The sequence below is a fragment of the [Actinomadura] parvosata subsp. kistnae genome (assembly GCF_900323885.1).
In the GTDB taxonomy this organism is placed as follows: Bacteria; Actinomycetota; Actinomycetes; order Streptosporangiales; family Streptosporangiaceae; genus Nonomuraea; species Nonomuraea composti.
The window spans coordinates 743,082-758,766 of the sequence record NZ_OOHJ01000030.1 but is presented as its reverse complement, the minus strand read 5'-3'; the positions used below and the strand labels follow the sequence as shown (position 1 = coordinate 758,766).

At 73.1% G+C, this 15,685-nt stretch carries 17 protein-coding genes; 10 read left to right on the top strand and 7 right to left on the bottom strand.

The features are described from left to right. Positions 1 to 14: 14 nt before the first annotated feature. Complete coding sequence (locus tag KIS93_RS59265) at positions 15 to 1,106, bottom strand: mandelate racemase/muconate lactonizing enzyme family protein (protein ID WP_222108116.1); 1,092 nt, start codon at positions 1,104 to 1,106, stop codon at positions 15 to 17. Between the two features lie 80 nt (positions 1,107 to 1,186). Here KIS93_RS59265 and KIS93_RS59260 point away from each other — a divergent pair, with 80 nt between their 5' ends. From KIS93_RS59260 to KIS93_RS59235, 6 genes are all read left to right on the top strand, one after another. After that, positions 1,187 to 2,014 carry an IclR family transcriptional regulator gene (locus KIS93_RS59260; RefSeq protein ID WP_080039802.1) on the top strand — a complete coding sequence of 276 codons (828 nt, stop codon included), beginning with the start codon at positions 1,187 to 1,189 and terminating at the stop codon, positions 2,012 to 2,014. Further along, positions 2,011 to 2,853, top strand: a complete 843-nt coding sequence (locus tag KIS93_RS59255; protein WP_222108115.1) for a carbohydrate ABC transporter permease — start codon at positions 2,011 to 2,013, stop codon at positions 2,851 to 2,853. The genes KIS93_RS59260 and KIS93_RS59255 overlap by 4 nt, the downstream gene beginning before the upstream one ends. After that, entirely contained in the window at positions 2,850 to 3,725 is an 876-nt protein-coding gene (locus KIS93_RS59250; RefSeq protein ID WP_080039801.1) for a carbohydrate ABC transporter permease, read from the top strand. Before KIS93_RS59255 ends, KIS93_RS59250 begins: the two co-directional genes overlap by 4 nt. Positions 3,726 to 3,752: 27 nt before the next feature. Then, on the top strand, positions 3,753 to 5,033 hold the full coding sequence (locus KIS93_RS59245) for a type 2 periplasmic-binding domain-containing protein (RefSeq protein ID WP_080039800.1): 1,281 nt from the start codon (positions 3,753 to 3,755) through the stop codon (positions 5,031 to 5,033). A 305-nt stretch (positions 5,034 to 5,338) separates the two neighbouring features. Next, positions 5,339 to 7,168, top strand: coding sequence for a BNR-4 repeat-containing protein (locus KIS93_RS59240; RefSeq protein WP_186405099.1), 1,830 nt, complete (start codon positions 5,339 to 5,341; stop codon positions 7,166 to 7,168). Further along, a complete protein-coding gene (locus KIS93_RS59235) occupies positions 7,161 to 7,772 on the top strand; it encodes a bifunctional 4-hydroxy-2-oxoglutarate aldolase/2-dehydro-3-deoxy-phosphogluconate aldolase (RefSeq protein ID WP_080039798.1) in 612 nt (203 codons plus the stop codon). Before KIS93_RS59240 ends, KIS93_RS59235 begins: the two co-directional genes overlap by 8 nt. Before the next feature lie 31 nt (positions 7,773 to 7,803). Here the strand turns inward: KIS93_RS59235 and KIS93_RS66955 are convergent, their stop codons facing one another. Then, complete coding sequence (locus KIS93_RS66955; RefSeq protein WP_246005543.1) at positions 7,804 to 8,253, bottom strand: GbsR/MarR family transcriptional regulator; 450 nt, start codon at positions 8,251 to 8,253, stop codon at positions 7,804 to 7,806. Continuing rightward, on the bottom strand, positions 8,220 to 8,510 hold the full coding sequence (locus KIS93_RS66950; RefSeq protein ID WP_246005542.1) for a helix-turn-helix domain-containing protein: 291 nt from the start codon (positions 8,508 to 8,510) through the stop codon (positions 8,220 to 8,222). The genes KIS93_RS66955 and KIS93_RS66950 overlap by 34 nt, the downstream gene beginning before the upstream one ends. 148 nt (positions 8,511 to 8,658) lie before the next feature. Between KIS93_RS66950 and KIS93_RS59225 the strand changes: the two genes are divergently transcribed. After that, on the top strand, positions 8,659 to 9,480 hold the full coding sequence (locus tag KIS93_RS59225; protein WP_080039796.1) for an oxidoreductase: 822 nt from the start codon (positions 8,659 to 8,661) through the stop codon (positions 9,478 to 9,480). Between the two features lie 59 nt (positions 9,481 to 9,539). Here the strand turns inward: KIS93_RS59225 and KIS93_RS59220 are convergent, their stop codons facing one another. Then, positions 9,540 to 10,433 (bottom strand): hypothetical protein, encoded by an 894-nt coding sequence (locus tag KIS93_RS59220; protein WP_080039795.1) that lies wholly within the window; start codon positions 10,431 to 10,433, stop codon positions 9,540 to 9,542. Between the two features lie 63 nt (positions 10,434 to 10,496). Next, on the bottom strand, positions 10,497 to 11,114 hold the full coding sequence (locus KIS93_RS59215) for a TetR/AcrR family transcriptional regulator (RefSeq protein ID WP_080039794.1): 618 nt from the start codon (positions 11,112 to 11,114) through the stop codon (positions 10,497 to 10,499). A 103-nt stretch (positions 11,115 to 11,217) separates the two neighbouring features. Between KIS93_RS59215 and KIS93_RS59210 the strand changes: the two genes are divergently transcribed. After that, entirely contained in the window at positions 11,218 to 12,216 is a 999-nt protein-coding gene (locus KIS93_RS59210; RefSeq protein WP_080039793.1) for an NADPH:quinone oxidoreductase family protein, read from the top strand. Positions 12,217 to 12,330: 114 nt separating this feature from the next. On the opposite strand, the gene KIS93_RS59205 is transcribed toward KIS93_RS59210, so the two are convergent. Both KIS93_RS59205 and KIS93_RS59200 read right to left on the bottom strand, forming a co-directional pair. Further along, complete coding sequence (locus KIS93_RS59205) at positions 12,331 to 13,302, bottom strand: LLM class flavin-dependent oxidoreductase (RefSeq protein WP_080039792.1); 972 nt, start codon at positions 13,300 to 13,302, stop codon at positions 12,331 to 12,333. 114 nt (positions 13,303 to 13,416) lie between these two features. Continuing rightward, positions 13,417 to 13,710: an MBL fold metallo-hydrolase gene (locus KIS93_RS59200; protein ID WP_329607741.1), complete on the bottom strand. Its 294-nt coding sequence runs from the start codon at positions 13,708 to 13,710 to the stop codon at positions 13,417 to 13,419. A 107-nt stretch (positions 13,711 to 13,817) separates the two neighbouring features. On the opposite strand from KIS93_RS59200, the gene KIS93_RS59195 reads away from it, so the two are divergent. Both KIS93_RS59195 and KIS93_RS59190 read left to right on the top strand, forming a co-directional pair. Beyond that, a complete protein-coding gene (locus tag KIS93_RS59195; protein ID WP_080039791.1) occupies positions 13,818 to 14,552 on the top strand; it encodes an SDR family oxidoreductase in 735 nt (244 codons plus the stop codon). A gap of 134 nt (positions 14,553 to 14,686) precedes the next feature. Next, on the top strand, positions 14,687 to 15,598 hold the full coding sequence (locus KIS93_RS59190; RefSeq protein WP_230466271.1) for an alpha/beta fold hydrolase: 912 nt from the start codon (positions 14,687 to 14,689) through the stop codon (positions 15,596 to 15,598). Positions 15,599 to 15,685: the final 87 nt, after the last annotated feature.

Sequence of the window (15,685 nt, the reverse complement as noted above, 5' to 3'; positions counted from 1 at the left end):
ACAGCATCGGTGGGTCACAGGGCGCCGAGGTCGACGTCCACGCCGAGGCCGGGCCCGGACGGCACGGGGAAGCCGGTGGCGTCGCCGGGCAGCGGCGCGGTGAGGACGGCGCCGGCCGCCTCGCAGGTGGTGGGCTGGTACTCGAAGAACGCGAGGTTGCCGAGGGCGGCGCTGACGTGCAGGCCGGCGGCGAGCGCCACCCCGAGCCCGGTGGAGTGGTGGGGCGCGACCCGGACGTGGTGCGCGGCGGCCAGCTCGGCGATGGACATCAGCTCGGTGATGCCGGTGCGCCCGACGTCGGGCTGGGCGAGGCCGACGGCGCGGCGGCCGAGCCAGTGGGCGAACTCGTACCGGTTGCGCAGGGTCTCGCCGACGGCGATGGGCAGGTCGGCGCGGCGGACGAGCTCGCGGTGGCCTTCGACGTCCTCGGGGGCGAGCGGCGCCTCCAGGAACAGCGCGCCGCGCTCGGCCAGCCCGCGGGCCAGGCGGACGGCCTGCGGCACGTCGTAGACCCAGTGCGCGTCGACGGCGACGCGCAGCCCGGAGGCGGCGACGGCGTCGTACGTGGCCAGGTCCTCCTCGACGCCGTGCCCGAGGTGCAGCTTGACCATGGTGGCACCTTTGAGTGCCCATTCGCGGGCCAGCTCGGCGCGTTCGGCGTCGGTGGGGCGGGGCAGGCCGCTGACGTACACGGGGATGCTCGCGCGGAAGGCGCCGCCGAGCAGGGAGGCGACGGAGCGGCCGGTGAGGCGGCCGGTGAGGTCCCACAGCGCGATGTCGACGGCGGCGAGCGCGTCGGCCTGGTGGCCGGTGAGGTGGCCGCGCTCGCGCATGAGGCCGGTGAGCTTGTCCCACAGCGGACGGATCCGGGTGGGGTCCTCGCCGACGAGCACGGGGGCGAGCAGCTTCTCGACGATCGCGGCCGGCACTTCGGGCGCGACGGGCGCGAGCGCCTCGCCCCACCCGGTGGTGCCGTCGTCGGCGGTGATCGAGACGAGCAGCGTCTCGAAGCGGGCCGAGTAGAGGCTGCGCCACGGCGGGCGGACGAAGTAGCCCTCCTCCTGCGCGGGTGCGCCGAGGTAGGCGTCGCGGTGCCGGAGCTTCACCGGGAAACATCGCACTTGACGGATTTGCGCCATGTGCGTGACCATCCCACATAGTGCAAGCCAATTGCAATGGAGACAGGGTGGCTTCCGATCAGAGCAACAACCAGAGCGTCGAGCGGGCCATCTCGGTCCTGCGGGCGTTCCTGACGGGCCGGCCGGAGCTGCGCGTGTCGGACGTCGCCAAGGCCACCGGGCTCGGCGTCTCGACCGCGTCGCGCCTGCTGGCCACGCTGGAGACGCTGGAGTTCGTCGAGCGGGACGAGGTCAGCGGCCTCTACCGGCTGGGCACGGCGCCGATCACGCTGGGCGGCGTCGCGCTCAACCAGAACCCGGTGCACCGCGAGGCCCGCCAGGTCGCCCAGGATCTCGCCGCCGCGCTCGGCCTCGGCGTCAACGTGGCGGTGCGGCGCGGCGAGTCGATGTTCTACCTGCTCAACTTCGAGGGCAGGCTGGCGCCCCGCTCGTTCGTGCTGACCGGCCAGCGCAAGCCGCTGTACGCGACGGGCATCGGCAAGTGCCTGCTGCTCGGGCTCACCCCGCAGGAGCGGCGCGAGCTGGTCCCGGAGGCGTCGATGCAGGCGTTCACCTCGCGCACGATCGTCACGCACGAGCGGCTCGACGAGGAGCTGGCCGCGGCGGCCGGGCGCGGGTACGCGACCGAGGTGGAGGAGCTGGCGTTCGGCCGGGCCTGCGTCGCGGCGCCCATCCGCGACATGTCGGGCGCGGTGGTGGCGGCGATCTCCATCTCGGGCCCGCTGTCGGCGATCGCGCTGGAGGCGCGCGAGGCCGAGCTGGCCCGCACGGTCATCGAGACCGCCGACTCCATCAGCATCGGCCTCGGCTACGTCGGCCCGGTCCACGCCGCCCCACCGGCGGGCAGTGCGGCGGGCAGGGCGGGTACCGCGTGAACCGGCGGCTGACCGACGGCCAGTTCGCCTGGCTGCTCATGGTGCCGGGCCTGGCGCTGTTCGGCGCGATCATCGCCTACCCGCTGGTGTCGGCGCTGGTCACGGGCTTCTTCGAGCAGAGCCTGGTCCGTCCGGGACGCGCGTTCGTCGGGCTGGCCAACTTCGCCGACCTGCTCGGCGGCGACTTCTGGCCGGTGCTGCGCAACACGCTGGTGTTCACGCTGGGCGCGACGATCGCGCCGTTCGTCATCGGGTACGCGCTCGCCCTGGCGCTCAACACGGGGCTGCCCGGCTGGCTGCGCGGCGTGTTCCTGTTCCCGTGGGTGATCCCCGGCGTGGTCGTCTCGTTCCTGTGGCTGTGGATCTTCAACGCCAACTACGGCGTGCTGAACGGCCTGCTCGGCACGCACGTGAGCTGGCTCGGGACGCCCGCCACCGCCATGGTCGCGGTGATCGTGACGAAGACGTGGGCGAGCTTCCCCTGGATGATGGTGATGCTGCTCGCGGGCCTGCAGACGATGCCGAAGGAGCTGCACGAGGCCGCCTCCGTCGACGGCGCGGGGGCGATCCGCCGCTTCCGGTCGGTGACGGTGCCGCACATGCGCGCGATCGCCGGCATCGCGTTCCTGCTGGAGTTCATCTGGAACTTCCAGCACTTCGACACCATCTACGTGCTCACCGGTGGCGGCCCCGCCGGGGCGACGAAGACGTTCGCCGTGGCCGTCTACGACACCGCGTTCAAGGGCTTCGACCTGGGCCACGCCACCGCGCTCGGCGGCCTGTGGATGTTGTTGCTGCTCGTCCTCATGGCCTTCTACCTGAGGAAGGAGAACGCATGACGGCCACGCTGTCACGTTCCGTCCCGCTCGCCCGCGCCCCGAGGCGGAGGCGGCCGCGCTCGCGCGCCGCCGTCTGGGCGGCCGTCGCGGTCATCGGGTTCTTCGGGCTCGCCCCGATCTACTGGCTGGTCGTCACCGCGTTCACGCCGGACGAGCGGGCCTTCACCTTCCCGCCCTCGCTGGTGCCGGCCGAGATCACCTTCGACCATTTCACCAAACTGGCCGAGAACGAGCAGCTGTTCGGCTACCTCGTCAACAGCGTCGTCGTGTCCGTCGTGACGGCCCTGCTCAGCGTCGTGGTGTCGGCGTACATGGCGTACGCGTTCTCCAAGTTCCGCTACCGCGGGCGCAAGTCGCTCATGCACCTCGTGCTCGCCTCCCAGCTGTTCCCGCAGGCGCTGCTGCTCGTCACCCTGTACGCCGTCTTCAGCGCGACGGGCCTGCTCGGCAGCTACGCCGCGCTCATCCTGTCGTTCACCACGTTCACGCTGCCGCTGTGCGTGTGGATGCTGAAGGGCATCTTCGACACGGTGCCGTCCACGCTGATGGAGGCGGCCGCGATCGACGGCGCCTCCCGCTGGCGGACGCTGCACCGGATCGCGCTGCCGCTGGCCGCGCCCGGCCTGGTCGCGGCGGGGCTGTTCGCGTTCGTCCGCGCCTGGAACGACTTCATCTTCGCGCTCACCCTCACCGACCCGGACCGGCAGACGCTGCCCCCTGGCCTGGTGCACACCTATCTCGGGGAGTTCCAAACCGCCTGGCCGGACCTCATGGCCGCGTCCTTCGTCGTCTCGCTCCCGGTCATCGCCGCGTTCATGTTCCTGCAGCGGTACCTGGTCGGCGGGCTCACGGCGGGCGCGGTCAAGGGCTGACCCCCACCCCCACCCCGTAGGAGAAACATGGAAACGCTCGACCGCCGCGCCGCCTTCCGCCTGGCCGGCCTGTCCGCGCTCGGCGCCGCCCTGGCCGCCTGCGCACCCGACGCCGCCGGCGGAGGCGCGCCCAAGGGCGACGCCGCGGCGAAGACGTTCGGCTTCACGTCGTGGTCGCTGAACGAGGAGGCGCAGAAGGCCGCCGTGCAGGCGACCGTGGACGCGTACGCGGCCAGGACCGGCGTCACGATCGACACGGCGTCGTTCCCGTACAACGAGTACCTCAACCAGGTCACGCTGAAGCTGCGCGGCGGCCAGCTGTCCGGAGCCGTCCAGCTCGACATCTCCTGGCTGGCCGCCCTGGCCGCGATGGGCCGGCTGAAGGACCTCGGCCCGCAGGCCGCCAAGGGCGGTTACACCGACGTCGCGCTGTCCAGCGGCCGCTTCCAGGGCAGGCAGCTCGGCCTGCCGTGGACGACCGGCTCCATCGGCCTGGTCGCCAACACCGAGCTCCTGAAGAAGGCGGGCGTCGAAGGGATGCCCGCGACGATCGAGGAGTTCGAGGACGCCCTGCGCAAGGTGGCGGGGCTCGGCGGCGGCATCACGCCGTACGCGGCGGCGACCAAGGCGGCGCAGCTCAAGGACATCCTGCCGTGGATGCGCACGTTCGGCAGCCCGCTGATGGAGGGCGACACGATCACGGTCGGCGACGACGCGTCCGTGGCCGCCGTCGAGTGGTACAAGAAGCTGTACGACGCCGAGCTCATCGCCCCCGACGTCGACCGCTTCGACGCCCGCGCGCTGTTCGCCCAGGGCAAGGCCGCCTTCTACGACGACGCCGTCATCACGCGGGGCGTCGTGGCCGCGCAGTCGCCCGACAAGTCGCTGACGGAGAAGATGGCGCCGCTCGCCAGGCCCGTGCTCAAGGCCGGCGACACGCCGCAGGCGCTGCTGTGGGGGCACGTCATCGTGGTCGTCGACGGCGAGGGCTCCGACGCCGCCGCCGACTTCGCCTCGTACGCGACCTCCGACACGGCCACGGTGGCGGCGTTCTTCGAGAAGGTGAAGCTGCCGCCCACCACGACGGCGGGCCTGGCCGACCCGAAGGTGGCCGGCGACACGTTCACCACCGAATGGACCGAGAAGATCACCAAGACCGCGACCCCGAACCCGTTCTGGCGTTACGCCGGCTATGCCCAGATCGAGACCGCCATCGCCGAGCAGGTGCAGGCCGTGCTCGTCGGCCGGTCGACGGCCAAGGACGCCCTGGCCAAGGCCGCCGAGACGGCCAAACCGCTGCAGAAGTAGGACGGCCGCCCGGCAGGGGGCGCACGGCGGGGATCGACGACCCCGCCCCGGCACGGCGGGGAGCGGCAACTCCCCGCACGCCGGCGCCGCCGGGAGCGGCAACTCCCCGCACGCCGGCGCCACCGGGAGCGGCAACTCCCGGCCGGCGGCCCCTGCCCACCGGGCGGCCTCCGACGACACCGCATGCCCTTCACGACACAGGTGGTCCCCGTCATGCTCGCACGAACGCGCGCCCGGCGCTCCTCATCCGCCCCGTCCTCGACGCGGATCACCTTCCACCCCCACCTCCCATGAATCGAGGAACGGTGCTCCGCCCAGTCATCCTCACCGCCGCCGCGCTGCTCGCGGCCTGCCTCGCCCCCCTGCCCGCCGCCGGCTCGACCTCCCTTGAGCAGGTGCCCGCCGCCGGCTCGACCTCCCTTGAGCAGGTGCCCGTCACCGTGGACTCCTCCAACCAGTCCGGCTGGTGGCGCCCGCTCGACTCGTTCGGCGGCACCGACTACTTCGCCTACAACGCCCCCGCCGCCACCGCCGGCCGCCACGAGGTGCACATCGCCGCCCGCGCCGCCGACGGCACCTGGCGCGACGGCTGCCTGCCCGACGCCTCCGGCGCCTGCGTCACGTACGTGGACGACGTCGGCCACAACCAGCCGTCGATCGTCCTGGACGGCGAGGGCGTCATCCACGCGTTCGTCTCCATGCACGGCGACGGCTGGCGCTACTACCGCGCCACCCGGCCCGGCGACGTCACCTCCCTGGCCGAGGCGTCCGCCACCCTGCCCGACGCCGGGCTCGGCTTCACCTACCCGGTCACCGCGCGCGGCAAGGACGGCTCCGCGTACGTGCTGGTCCGGGCGCACCGGGACGCGGCGGCCGTCCGCGACGGCCGTCTGTACCGCTTCGACACCGCCACCCACACCTGGAGCCGCGTCGCCGTCGTCGCCTCCGGCACCAACTACTCCTTCTACCCCGACGACCTGCAAGTGGACGCCGCCGGGCGGGTGCACGTGCTGTGGGAGTGGGGCCCGTGGCCCGCGACGACGCACCGGCACCTCGGCTCGTACGCCGTCTTCGACCCCGCGGACGGCTCCTGGCACGACGTCACCGGCGCCGCGCTGACCGTGCCGCTCGCCCCCGGCGCCGGGAACACCGTCGTCTACCAGCCGTACGAGGACGGCGAGACGATCACCTCGACCAGCCGGGCCGTCCAGACGGCCAAGCTCGCCGTGTACGGCGACCGGCTGGCCGGCATCGCCTACCGGTACCTGACCGCGCGTTCGGGCAGCACGTTCACCGGCTTCGACGTGCGCTACGCGAGCTGGGACGGCGCCGCCTGGCAGCGGGAGACCGTCCTCGCGCGGGCCGACCAGGCCGTGGACAACTCGGCCACGATCGGCGTCACCCGCGCCGGTGCCGTCACCCGGATCTACTTCGTCGCCGAGGCGGGCGGCTGCGGCGGCGTCCGCAGCCAGGTCGTGCGCGCCGAGCGGTCCGGCGCGGGGCCGTGGGCGTTCAGCCCGCTCGGCGACGTCCGCCAGGGCCTCCAGCGGCTGCGCGCCCAGCGCTCCGTCAACGGCACCGACCTGCTGTACGTCACCGCGCCCTTCACCGGCGGCCTGTGGCGGGCCACCGTGCCGCGCGACGGGGAGCCGGGAGCGGGCGGGCCGTTCTCGGAGATCGCCGACCGGCTGCTCGCCTCCGGCGCCGGCGGTCTCAACGTCGCGCTGAACGCCTCCGTGACCGTGTCGTCGGTGCTGCGCGCCGGGACCGAGGGCGGCAAGGCCGTGGACGGGCTGTGCTCGGACGACAGCCGGTGGATCTCCGCCGAGGGCGACACCGCGCCGTCGATCACCGTGCGGCTCGCCCGCGCGTACCCGATCGGTGAGATCCGGGTGCACTCCGGCTACGGCAAGGCGCCCGTCCCCGGCACGGACGTGCTGCGCGACTTCACCGTCGAGGCGCACACCGCGTCCGGGTGGCAGCAGGTCGCCGCGATCACCGGGAACACCGCCGGCACCGTCCGCGTCCCCGCCTCGGTGACGGCCGACGAGGTGCGCCTGTCGATCTCCGACCCGTCCGGCAACGCGCTCGACGTGGCCCGCGTGTACGAGATCGAGGTCGTGGCGCGTGGCTGAGCACCGCTGGGCGCTGACCGCCCGCCTCGTGGAGCGGCGGGTGATCGGCATCGTGCGCGCGCCGTCGCCGGATGCCGCCGTCGAGGCGGGCACCCGCCTCACGGCGGCCGGCGTGCCGGCCGTCGAGATCTCGCTGACCACGCCGGACGCGCTGCCCGCCGTCACCGCCCTGCGCGCCGCCGCACCGCCGGGAACGCTCGTCGGGGCGGGCACCGTGCTCGACGCCGCCCAGGCGGTGCTCGCGATCCAGGCCGGAGCCCGCTTCCTCGTGTGCCCGTCGCTCAGCCGCGAGGTGATCAGGGCCGCGCACCGCCACGGCGTGCCCGTCGTGGCCGGCGCGTCCACGCCCACGGAGATCGTGACCGCCCTGGAGGAGGGCGCCGACCTGGTCAAACTCTTCCCCGCCGCGGGCAGCTCGCCCCAGGCGCTGCGGGACGTGTTGCGGGCGCTGCCGCACGCGCCCCTCGTCCCGACGGGCGGCGTCACCCTGCGTACGGCGGCCGACTGGATCGCGGCGGGGGCGGTCGCGGTCGGCATGGGCGGCGAGCTCACCCGCGCGACCCCCGCCGACGTCCGCACCTTCCTGTCCGCCCTGATCCGCTGATCTCCGGGACGGAACCTCGCACGGGTCTGGCTCAGTGCTTGCTTCGCAGGAAGAGGGCCTGGCGCCAGTGCTCGGCCGCCTGGGCCATGTCGTGGCCGAGGAGCTCCAGGAACCGGCTGGTGGTCTGGAGCCGGTCGCCGGTCGGCGTGTCGGTGCCGAAGACGCCGGCGCCGTGCCGGGTGGTGTCGGCCCAGATCGCCATCGCCCGGGCGCTGGCCGTCCAGGCGCGGTACCAGACGTCGACGTCCACGGAGTAGCGCATCCGGCGCGCCTCGCGTTCCCTGGCGACCATCCCGCGCTGCTCCAGCCAGGTGGTCGCGTGGGAGATCGTCGCCGGGCTGACGTGCAGCTGCCGGACGAGCTCGGCGGCGGTCAGGCTGCCGCTCTCGCTGAGGAACAGCGCGGCGAACACCCGGGCCGTCATGGGCGCCAGCCCCGTCTCCACCATCATGGCGACGAACCGCTCCTCGAACTCCCGCACCGTGCCCGCGTCACGGTTGCCGGCGGCCTGCGGGACGCCGGCGCGGGGGCGCGCTTGCGGCGGCGGGCGCGCCAGCTCGTCGCGTGCTGCGCGCGGGCCGCCCGGTAGCCGTGCGGCCCGCCGTTCCTGGCGATCTCGCGGGTGACGGTGGACCTGGAACGCCCCAGCCGGCGGGCGATCTCCGCGTACGTCAGCCCGGCCGCCAGCCCTTCGGCGATGTGGCGGCGGTCCTCGGCGGTCAACCGGCCTCCCGGCATGCGCCTCCTCCTTACCCTGTTGCACTCAGCTACACGCTCATTGCACCAGAATAGTTGCTTTGACCTGCGCAGATGAGTTTCGCCAGTTGCCTCGATTCTGGGCACAACCTTAGCGTTCCCTCAGACCGAAGAGGAGGTTGGTTTCACCATGCAGAAGGTCGTTCTCATCACCGGCGCCTCCGCCGGCATCGGCAAGGCCACCGCACTCGAGCTCGCCCGCGCCGGCCACACCGTCTACGGCGCCGCCCGGCGCGTCCGGCTGATGGACGAGCTGCGTGAGGCCGGCGGGCACGCCCTGGAGCTGGACGCCCGCCGGCCGGAGGACCTGGAGCGCGCCGTCGCCACCGTCGTCGAGGAGCAGGGCCGGATCGACGTCCTGGTCAACAACGCCGGCACCGTCCTGCACGGCGCCGCCGAGGACGTCCCCCTCGACCTGGCGCGCGACCAGTTCGAGGTCAACGTGTTCGCGCCGGCCCGGCTGGTCCAGCTCGCCCTGCCGCACATGCGCGCGCAGGGGTCCGGCACGATCGTCAACGTCTCCTCCATCGGCGGCGAGATCGCGCTGCCGCTCGGCTGCTGGTACTACGCGACCAAGCACGCCCTGGAGGCCTACTCCGACAGCCTGCGCATGGAGGTCGAGCCGTTCGGCATCGACGTCGTCGTCATCCAGCCCGGCATCATCAAGACCGGGTTCGAGGACCGTACCGCACAGGACCTGCGCGAGATCTCCGGCACGACCGCGTACCGGGACATGGCGCAGGCCATGGCCGCGCGCGCGGAGGCGCAGCTCGGCGAGAACAGCCCGGGCAGCGACCCCGCTGTCGTCGCCGCCGTCATCCGGCAGGCCGTCGAGGCCGGCAAGCCCGAGACGCGCTACGCGGTCGGCTGGATGGCCGACAAGCTCCTGGAGCTCAACAGGACGCTGCCGGACCGCGAGTTCGACAAGCTCGTCACCGCCGGCGCGAAGTAGGCCGCCGCGATCTCGCTCCGACCTCACGCCCGCAGGTGGCGGGCGCCGGCCGCGCCCGGTCAGGAGCGGCGCGGATCGTAGTTCCTGAACTCCGCCAGGTGGATGTCGCTGTCCGGCAGAAGGGGGAGCCCGCTGCTGTAGTCCAGCACCACGCGGCGGCCCAGGGGCCGCTCCAGGGTGACGGCGATGTGGTCGGTCTTGCCCATGGCGTTGCAGAACTCCACGTCGTCCTCGCGTACATCGACGTCCACGACCACCGCCTGCGCGCTCTCGTGGACCCGCGCGCCGTAGGTGGTGTCGCAGGTGCCGTGCAGATAGCTCAACCGCAGCTCGGTGGGTCGCGGCGTGTCGTAGGTCCGCACCTCCTGCACGTCGTCGCGCAACGGCCGGGGCGGCCCGCCCATGACGGCCGGATCCACGGCCACCCGCCGCAACGGCTGCGGCACGTCCTTGACGGTGAACTCCCAGACCGGCACCCGCACCTCGCCCCGGCTGCTGGGCACGGCCGCCTGCCCGAGCCTCGCCCCGGCCACCCGCAGCGGCCGGCACCCCCGGGCCGGGCACGGCTCGTCGGCGAACGACTTCCGCTTGGTGAGCCCGGCGTAGGCGGCGCGAGCGGTGAGGGCCGGCACGCTCATGCTGCCGCCGTCCGCGAACCGCAGCTCGGCCGGCGCGGGCGTCTGCACGGGAAGGTCCGTCTCCAGCTTCCAGGCACTGTTGATCAGGCTCCGCCCCACCCACTTCGGGACGTGCGCCCAGTCCATCTCCAGGGTCAGGTTCCGTAACGGCACGAACCCGTCGGTCCACGGCCCGCGCTCGGGCGACGCCTGCCAGCGCTCGGCGAGCTGCCGGGCACGCTGGTCGAAGTCGTCACCCACTGCCACCGACCGCCCAGGAACGGAACCACAGGCCGCCATCAGGATCACGAGCAGCGCCGCCGGAATGATCCGCATGACTGATAGACGCGCCGCGACGGCGCCGGGTTCGAGCCGGCCGGCCTGGGCAGGGGGCGTCGTTCACCGGGTGGCGGGGGAGGTGAGGGCGTCCCAGGCGGCCATCGCGCAGGTGATGACCGCTTCCAGCTCCTCGCGGGTGGCGCCGTCACGGGCCTGGACGGAGAGCCCCTGCACGACGGTGGTGTAGTAGCGGGCGATGGCGTCGAGCTCGGCGGAGGACACGGTGAGGTCGCCGTCGGCGACGCCACGGGCGAGCCGGTCTCTGACGGTGGCGTACATGTCGCGCCGGATGTCGGCGAGGAACTCGCGCACCGCGTGGTTCTCCACGGAGCCGGTGGGCGCGGCCAGGATGAGCATGCAGTAGTGCGGGGCGTCGGAACGGGTGATCTCGTCGGCGGTGGCGCGCAGCATCGCGTGGATCGCGGCGCGCGCGGTCGGCTGCTCGCGCAGCGCGCGCCTGGGCGGCTCGCCCGAAGTCGTGCCGTAGAGCGCCATGACCTTGCGGAACAGCTCTTCCTTGGTGCCGAAGCAGGCGTAGATGCTGGCCGAGGCGATGCCCATGGCCTGGGCCAGGTCGCTGAGCGAGGTGCCCTCGTAGCCGCGTTCCCAGAACAGGTCCAGGGCCGTGCGCAGGGCGGCGTCGGGATCGAAGGTGCGCGGCCTGCCGCGAGCGGCCATCCCAGGTCCTTCCCGATTTGTTTGTCGTTCGACCAACTTTACCTTGACCTGGATCATGGGGCATGCCACGGTTTGTTTGTCGTTCGACAAACAAAGGAGCACCATGAGCCTTCCGTCCACCATGCGCGCCTTACAGCAGACGTCGCTCAACGGCCCGCAGGACCTGCGGCTGATCGACGACGCGCCGGTCCCCAGGCCGGGCCCGGGGGAGATCCTGGTCCGGGTCACCGCCGCCGGTGTGAACTTCGTCGACATCTCGCAGGCCAGGGGCACGTTCGCGGGCGGCCCTCAGCCGCCGTACCTGGCGGGCATCGAGGGCGCCGGTGAGGTCGCAGCGGTCGGCGAGGGGGTGACCGGGCTGGAACCCGGCGCCCACGTCATCGGCGTCGGCATCACGGGCGGCGCCTTCGCCGAGTACATGGTGCTGCCCGCGGCCGGCGCGGTCCCGGTGCCGGCGGGCTGGGCCGACGAGCAGGCCCTGGGCCTGGTCGTGAACTGGCCGACCGCGCTGGCGGCCCTCAGGCACCTGGGCGGACTCAGCGCGGGGCAGACCGTGCTGATCCACGCCGCGGCCGGCGGAACCGGCCAGGCCGCGGTGAAGATGGCCAAGCACTACGGCGCGACGGTGATCGCCGCCGCCTCGCCCGGCAAGCACGAGGCGGTACGGGCGCTGGGGGCCGACCACGTCGTCGACTCCCGCGCCGCCGACCTCGCCGCCCAGGTCCTGAGCCTGACCGGCGGCACGGGCGCCGACCTGGTCCTGGAGTCGGCCGGCGGCGCCACCCTGAACGCCAGCCTGGCCGCGGCCAAGCGGGTCACCGGCCGGGTCGTCGTCTACGGCCTGGCCGGCGGCGAAGCCGCGATCACCAACGGGGACCTGGTCTACAAGCACCAGATCCACCTCATCGGCCTGAACATCGGCATCCTGATCCAGGCGGCACCGCAGATCTTCGGCGAGGTCATGGGCGAGCTGTCCGAACTTCTGGCGGCCGGGGTGCTCGGCCCTGGCCGGCCCACCACGTACGAACTGGCCGAGGGGCCGAAAGCACTCGCGGAGCTGGAAGCGCGGGCCACCGTGGGCAAGCTGGCACTGCGGCCCTGAACGGGTGGTGACGCTCGGCCGGGCCGGTTCCGTTCCGCGAAAGCCGTTCGGGCCAGGCCGAGGCGTGCGGTCCTGACGGGCGACCGGCCCGCAGACAGGGCGGTTTCCCGTGGGTCAGCTCGTCGCGGGAAGCACGTCCCTGGCGATCCGCTGGAGCTGCCCCGCCAGCCGATCGGGCGGGAACAGCCAGAGGCCGAGGCTGTGTGCGCCGGCGGCCAGCAGCTCCTGGAGGCGTTCGCGCACGTGGGCGGGGCGGCCGGCGACGGCGAACTCGTCGATCCAGGCGTCCTCGACCACGAACGGCTCGTCCTTACCCAGCTTCGCGAGCCGGTCGCGGATCTCGGCGCCGTGCCGCGAGTGCTCGACCAGCGCGGTGTGCGCCTCGGCCCGGAGGAAGAAGCCGACGGCCTCCCGTACCGCGTCTCGTGCCGCCCGCTCGTCGTCGTCCACCGCGGCCAGCACGAACGCCGTGATCGGCGGGGTCGGCCGGCCCGCGGCGGTCACCTGTTCCCTGGCCCAGCTCACGTACGTGGGGCCGGCCAGGACCGACAGCAGGATCCCGTCCGCGACGGTGGCCGCGGCCCGCAGCGCGCGCCGGTTGACCGCGCCGACCCACAGCTCCGGCGGCTGCCGGGGCGGGAACTCCAGCCGGATCCCGTCGAACCGGTGCGTCGCCGTCCGGCGGTCGACGGTGGCGCCGTTCAGCAGCTCGCGCAGAACCTCGACGGTCTCGATGACCGCGGTCAGCGGGCGTTCCGGCATGAGGCCCATCTGGCGGAGCCAGTGCGTGTTGCCCAGCCCGACGGCCGCCCGCGTCCGCCCCGGGTACATCCGGGCCAGACCGGCCAGCTCCATGGCCAGGACCGCGGGGTGCCGGGTCATCACGCTCGCCAGGCCCAGCCCGGCGGGGATCCCGCGGGTGGCGGCCAGGAGCTGGGTCAGCCCGGACAGGCCGCCGGTGAAGAAGCAGTCCTCGGAGAACCACAGCTCGCCGAAGCCGAGGCGTTCGGCCAGCGCCGCCCCCTCGGTCAGCTCCTCCGGCGGCGTCAAGCTGCCGAACACGATCCCGACGTTGCTCATGTCCATCGCGCGTCCTTCCCAGGCAGGTCATATAAGTGGACGGAATGCCCACTTACCTCTCCCCGCAACCGGACGTGTTGTCCAGTTATTCCGGACGGTCATCGAGGGGTGCGCGGCGCGTCAAGCGCGCTCGGCCTCGAACGACGTCGGCGGGGCGAGGGCGAACCGGTCGCCGTCCCGCCGGACTTCCACCACGCCCGTACCGCCGAAGTGCGCGGGAACGAGCAGCTCCCGTTCGTCGGCGGCCCGCCCGAGAGCCCGCTCACCGCGCGAGGCGAGGCGCAGCACGGACGGGCCGGGAGTGTGTCCCGGGGCGGACTCCAGCGTGAGGTGCTCGTCGATGCGATGCTGCCCGTCCCACAGCACGACCTGCCCGGCCTGGTGGAGGGGCGCGACGCTGTCCTCGTAGATCAAGCTCGTGAATACTGCGGCATGCCTCAACTTTGAGGGCACCCTCATCTTGAGCTACGGTGGGATCGCTAAAGATGAGAGCAGCCTCATCTTCGGGACAGGGGAGTGGCATGGCGAAGCTCGACGGGAAGGTCGCGGTGATCACCGGCGCGACCTCCGGGCTGGCACTGGCGACGGCGAAGACGTTCGTGCGGGAGGGTGCGCACGTGGTCATCACCGGCCGCCGCCAGGACCGCCTGGACGCGGCGGTGGCCGCCATCGGCCACGACGTGACCGGTGTCGCCGGCGACGTGGGCGAGATCGCCGACGTGCTCCGCCTGGCCGACGTCGTGGCCTCCGAGTTCGGCCGGGTGGACGTTCTCGTCGCCAGCGCCGGCGTCTGGACGTGGAACGAGCACATCGGCGACGTGACCGAGGAGTCGTTCGACGCCGTGTTCGGGGTGAACGTGCGCGGGACGTTCTTCACCGTGCAGAAACTGCTGCCGCTGTTGTCCGACGGCGCCTCGATCGTGCTCATCGGTTCGGGTGCCGCGGACAAGGGTGATCCCGGCACCACGGTCTACGCCGCGAGCAAGGCGGCGCTGCGCTCGTTCGCCCGGACCTGGACCACCGATCTGAAGGAGCGCGGGATCCGGGTCAACGTCCTCAGCCCCGCCGCGATCGACACCCCCGCCTTCGCGGACCTGCCGCCGGGCTTCAAGGAGCGGATCGCCGCGCGGGTACCCGCCGGCCGCCTCGGCACGGAGGACGAGATCGCCTCGGCGGCCCTGTTCCTCGCCTCCGCGGACTCGAGCTTCGTCAGCGGGATCGACCTCCCCGTCGACGGCGGCATCGGCCAGGTCTGACGCCGCGCGACCTAGCGTGCCGCCGGGAACATTCGTTCAAGATTCCGGCACGCGCGGGCGGCCACACTGCGCCCATGACTGTCTCCCCGCGACCGCCTGACGGCGGGCGTCCGAAACGTGGGTGGAAGGTTCTCGTGACCGCGTCGGCCCTGCTCCTCGTCGTCGCCGGGCTGCCGGCGAACGCGGCGCTGGTGTCGCGTCAGGAGGCCGGGGCCACTGGGGACCTGGTGCTACCCCTCGACGGGGGAAGCGTCCACGTGCGGCAGGACGGCCCCCGCGACGCTCCCGCCCTCGTCCTGATCCACGGGCTGGCCGGGTCGGCCCGCTGGTGGGACCCGCTGGTCCCGACGCTGGCCGAACACCATCGCGTCATCCGGATCGACCTGCTCGGCCACGGCCGCTCCGCCAAGCCGGCCGCCGGCGGCTACGGCATCGAGGAGCAGGGGCGCCGGGTCGGCCAGGCGCTGGACCGGCTCGGCGTGCGGCACGCCGTGGTGGCCGGCCACTCCACCGGCGGCTCGGTCGCCACCGCTCTCGCCGAGCAGCGGCGCGACCTGGTGAGCGCGCTCGCGCTCATCGACTCTGGACTGAGCCTGGACGCGTTCATCTCGGACGGGTTCGTCGGCCGCCTGCTGTTCGTCCCCGTCGTCGGGCAGTCGCTGTGGCGCCTGCGCACCGACGGGATCATTCTCCAGGGGCTGGAGACCGCGTTCAGCCGCCCCGGCTTCGAGATCCCGCCGCAGCTCGTGGACGACGTGCGCGGCATGACCTACTCCGCGCTCACCGCGACCTCACAGGCCGCCGACGACTACCTGGAGCGGCGCCCGCTGCCCGACCGGCTCACCGCACTCGGCAAGCCGCTGCTGGTCATCTTCGGCGCCGCGGACCGGCGGTGGCGGGCCGCCCCCTCGGCCGCCGCTTACCGCGCCGTACCGGGCGCGCGCGTCGAGGTGCTGCCCGGCATCGGGCACTCGCCGATGCTGGAGGACCCGCAGCGGACCGCCACGTCCCTCCTGACCTTCACCGCGACCCACACCACTCGCTGAGGACCTCACCCCCGGTGAGTCGCCGGCCTGGGCCGCGCCTGTGGCGGGCCGGCCGGTCTGCGGTGCGCCAGCTGAGTGCGCGGCGGG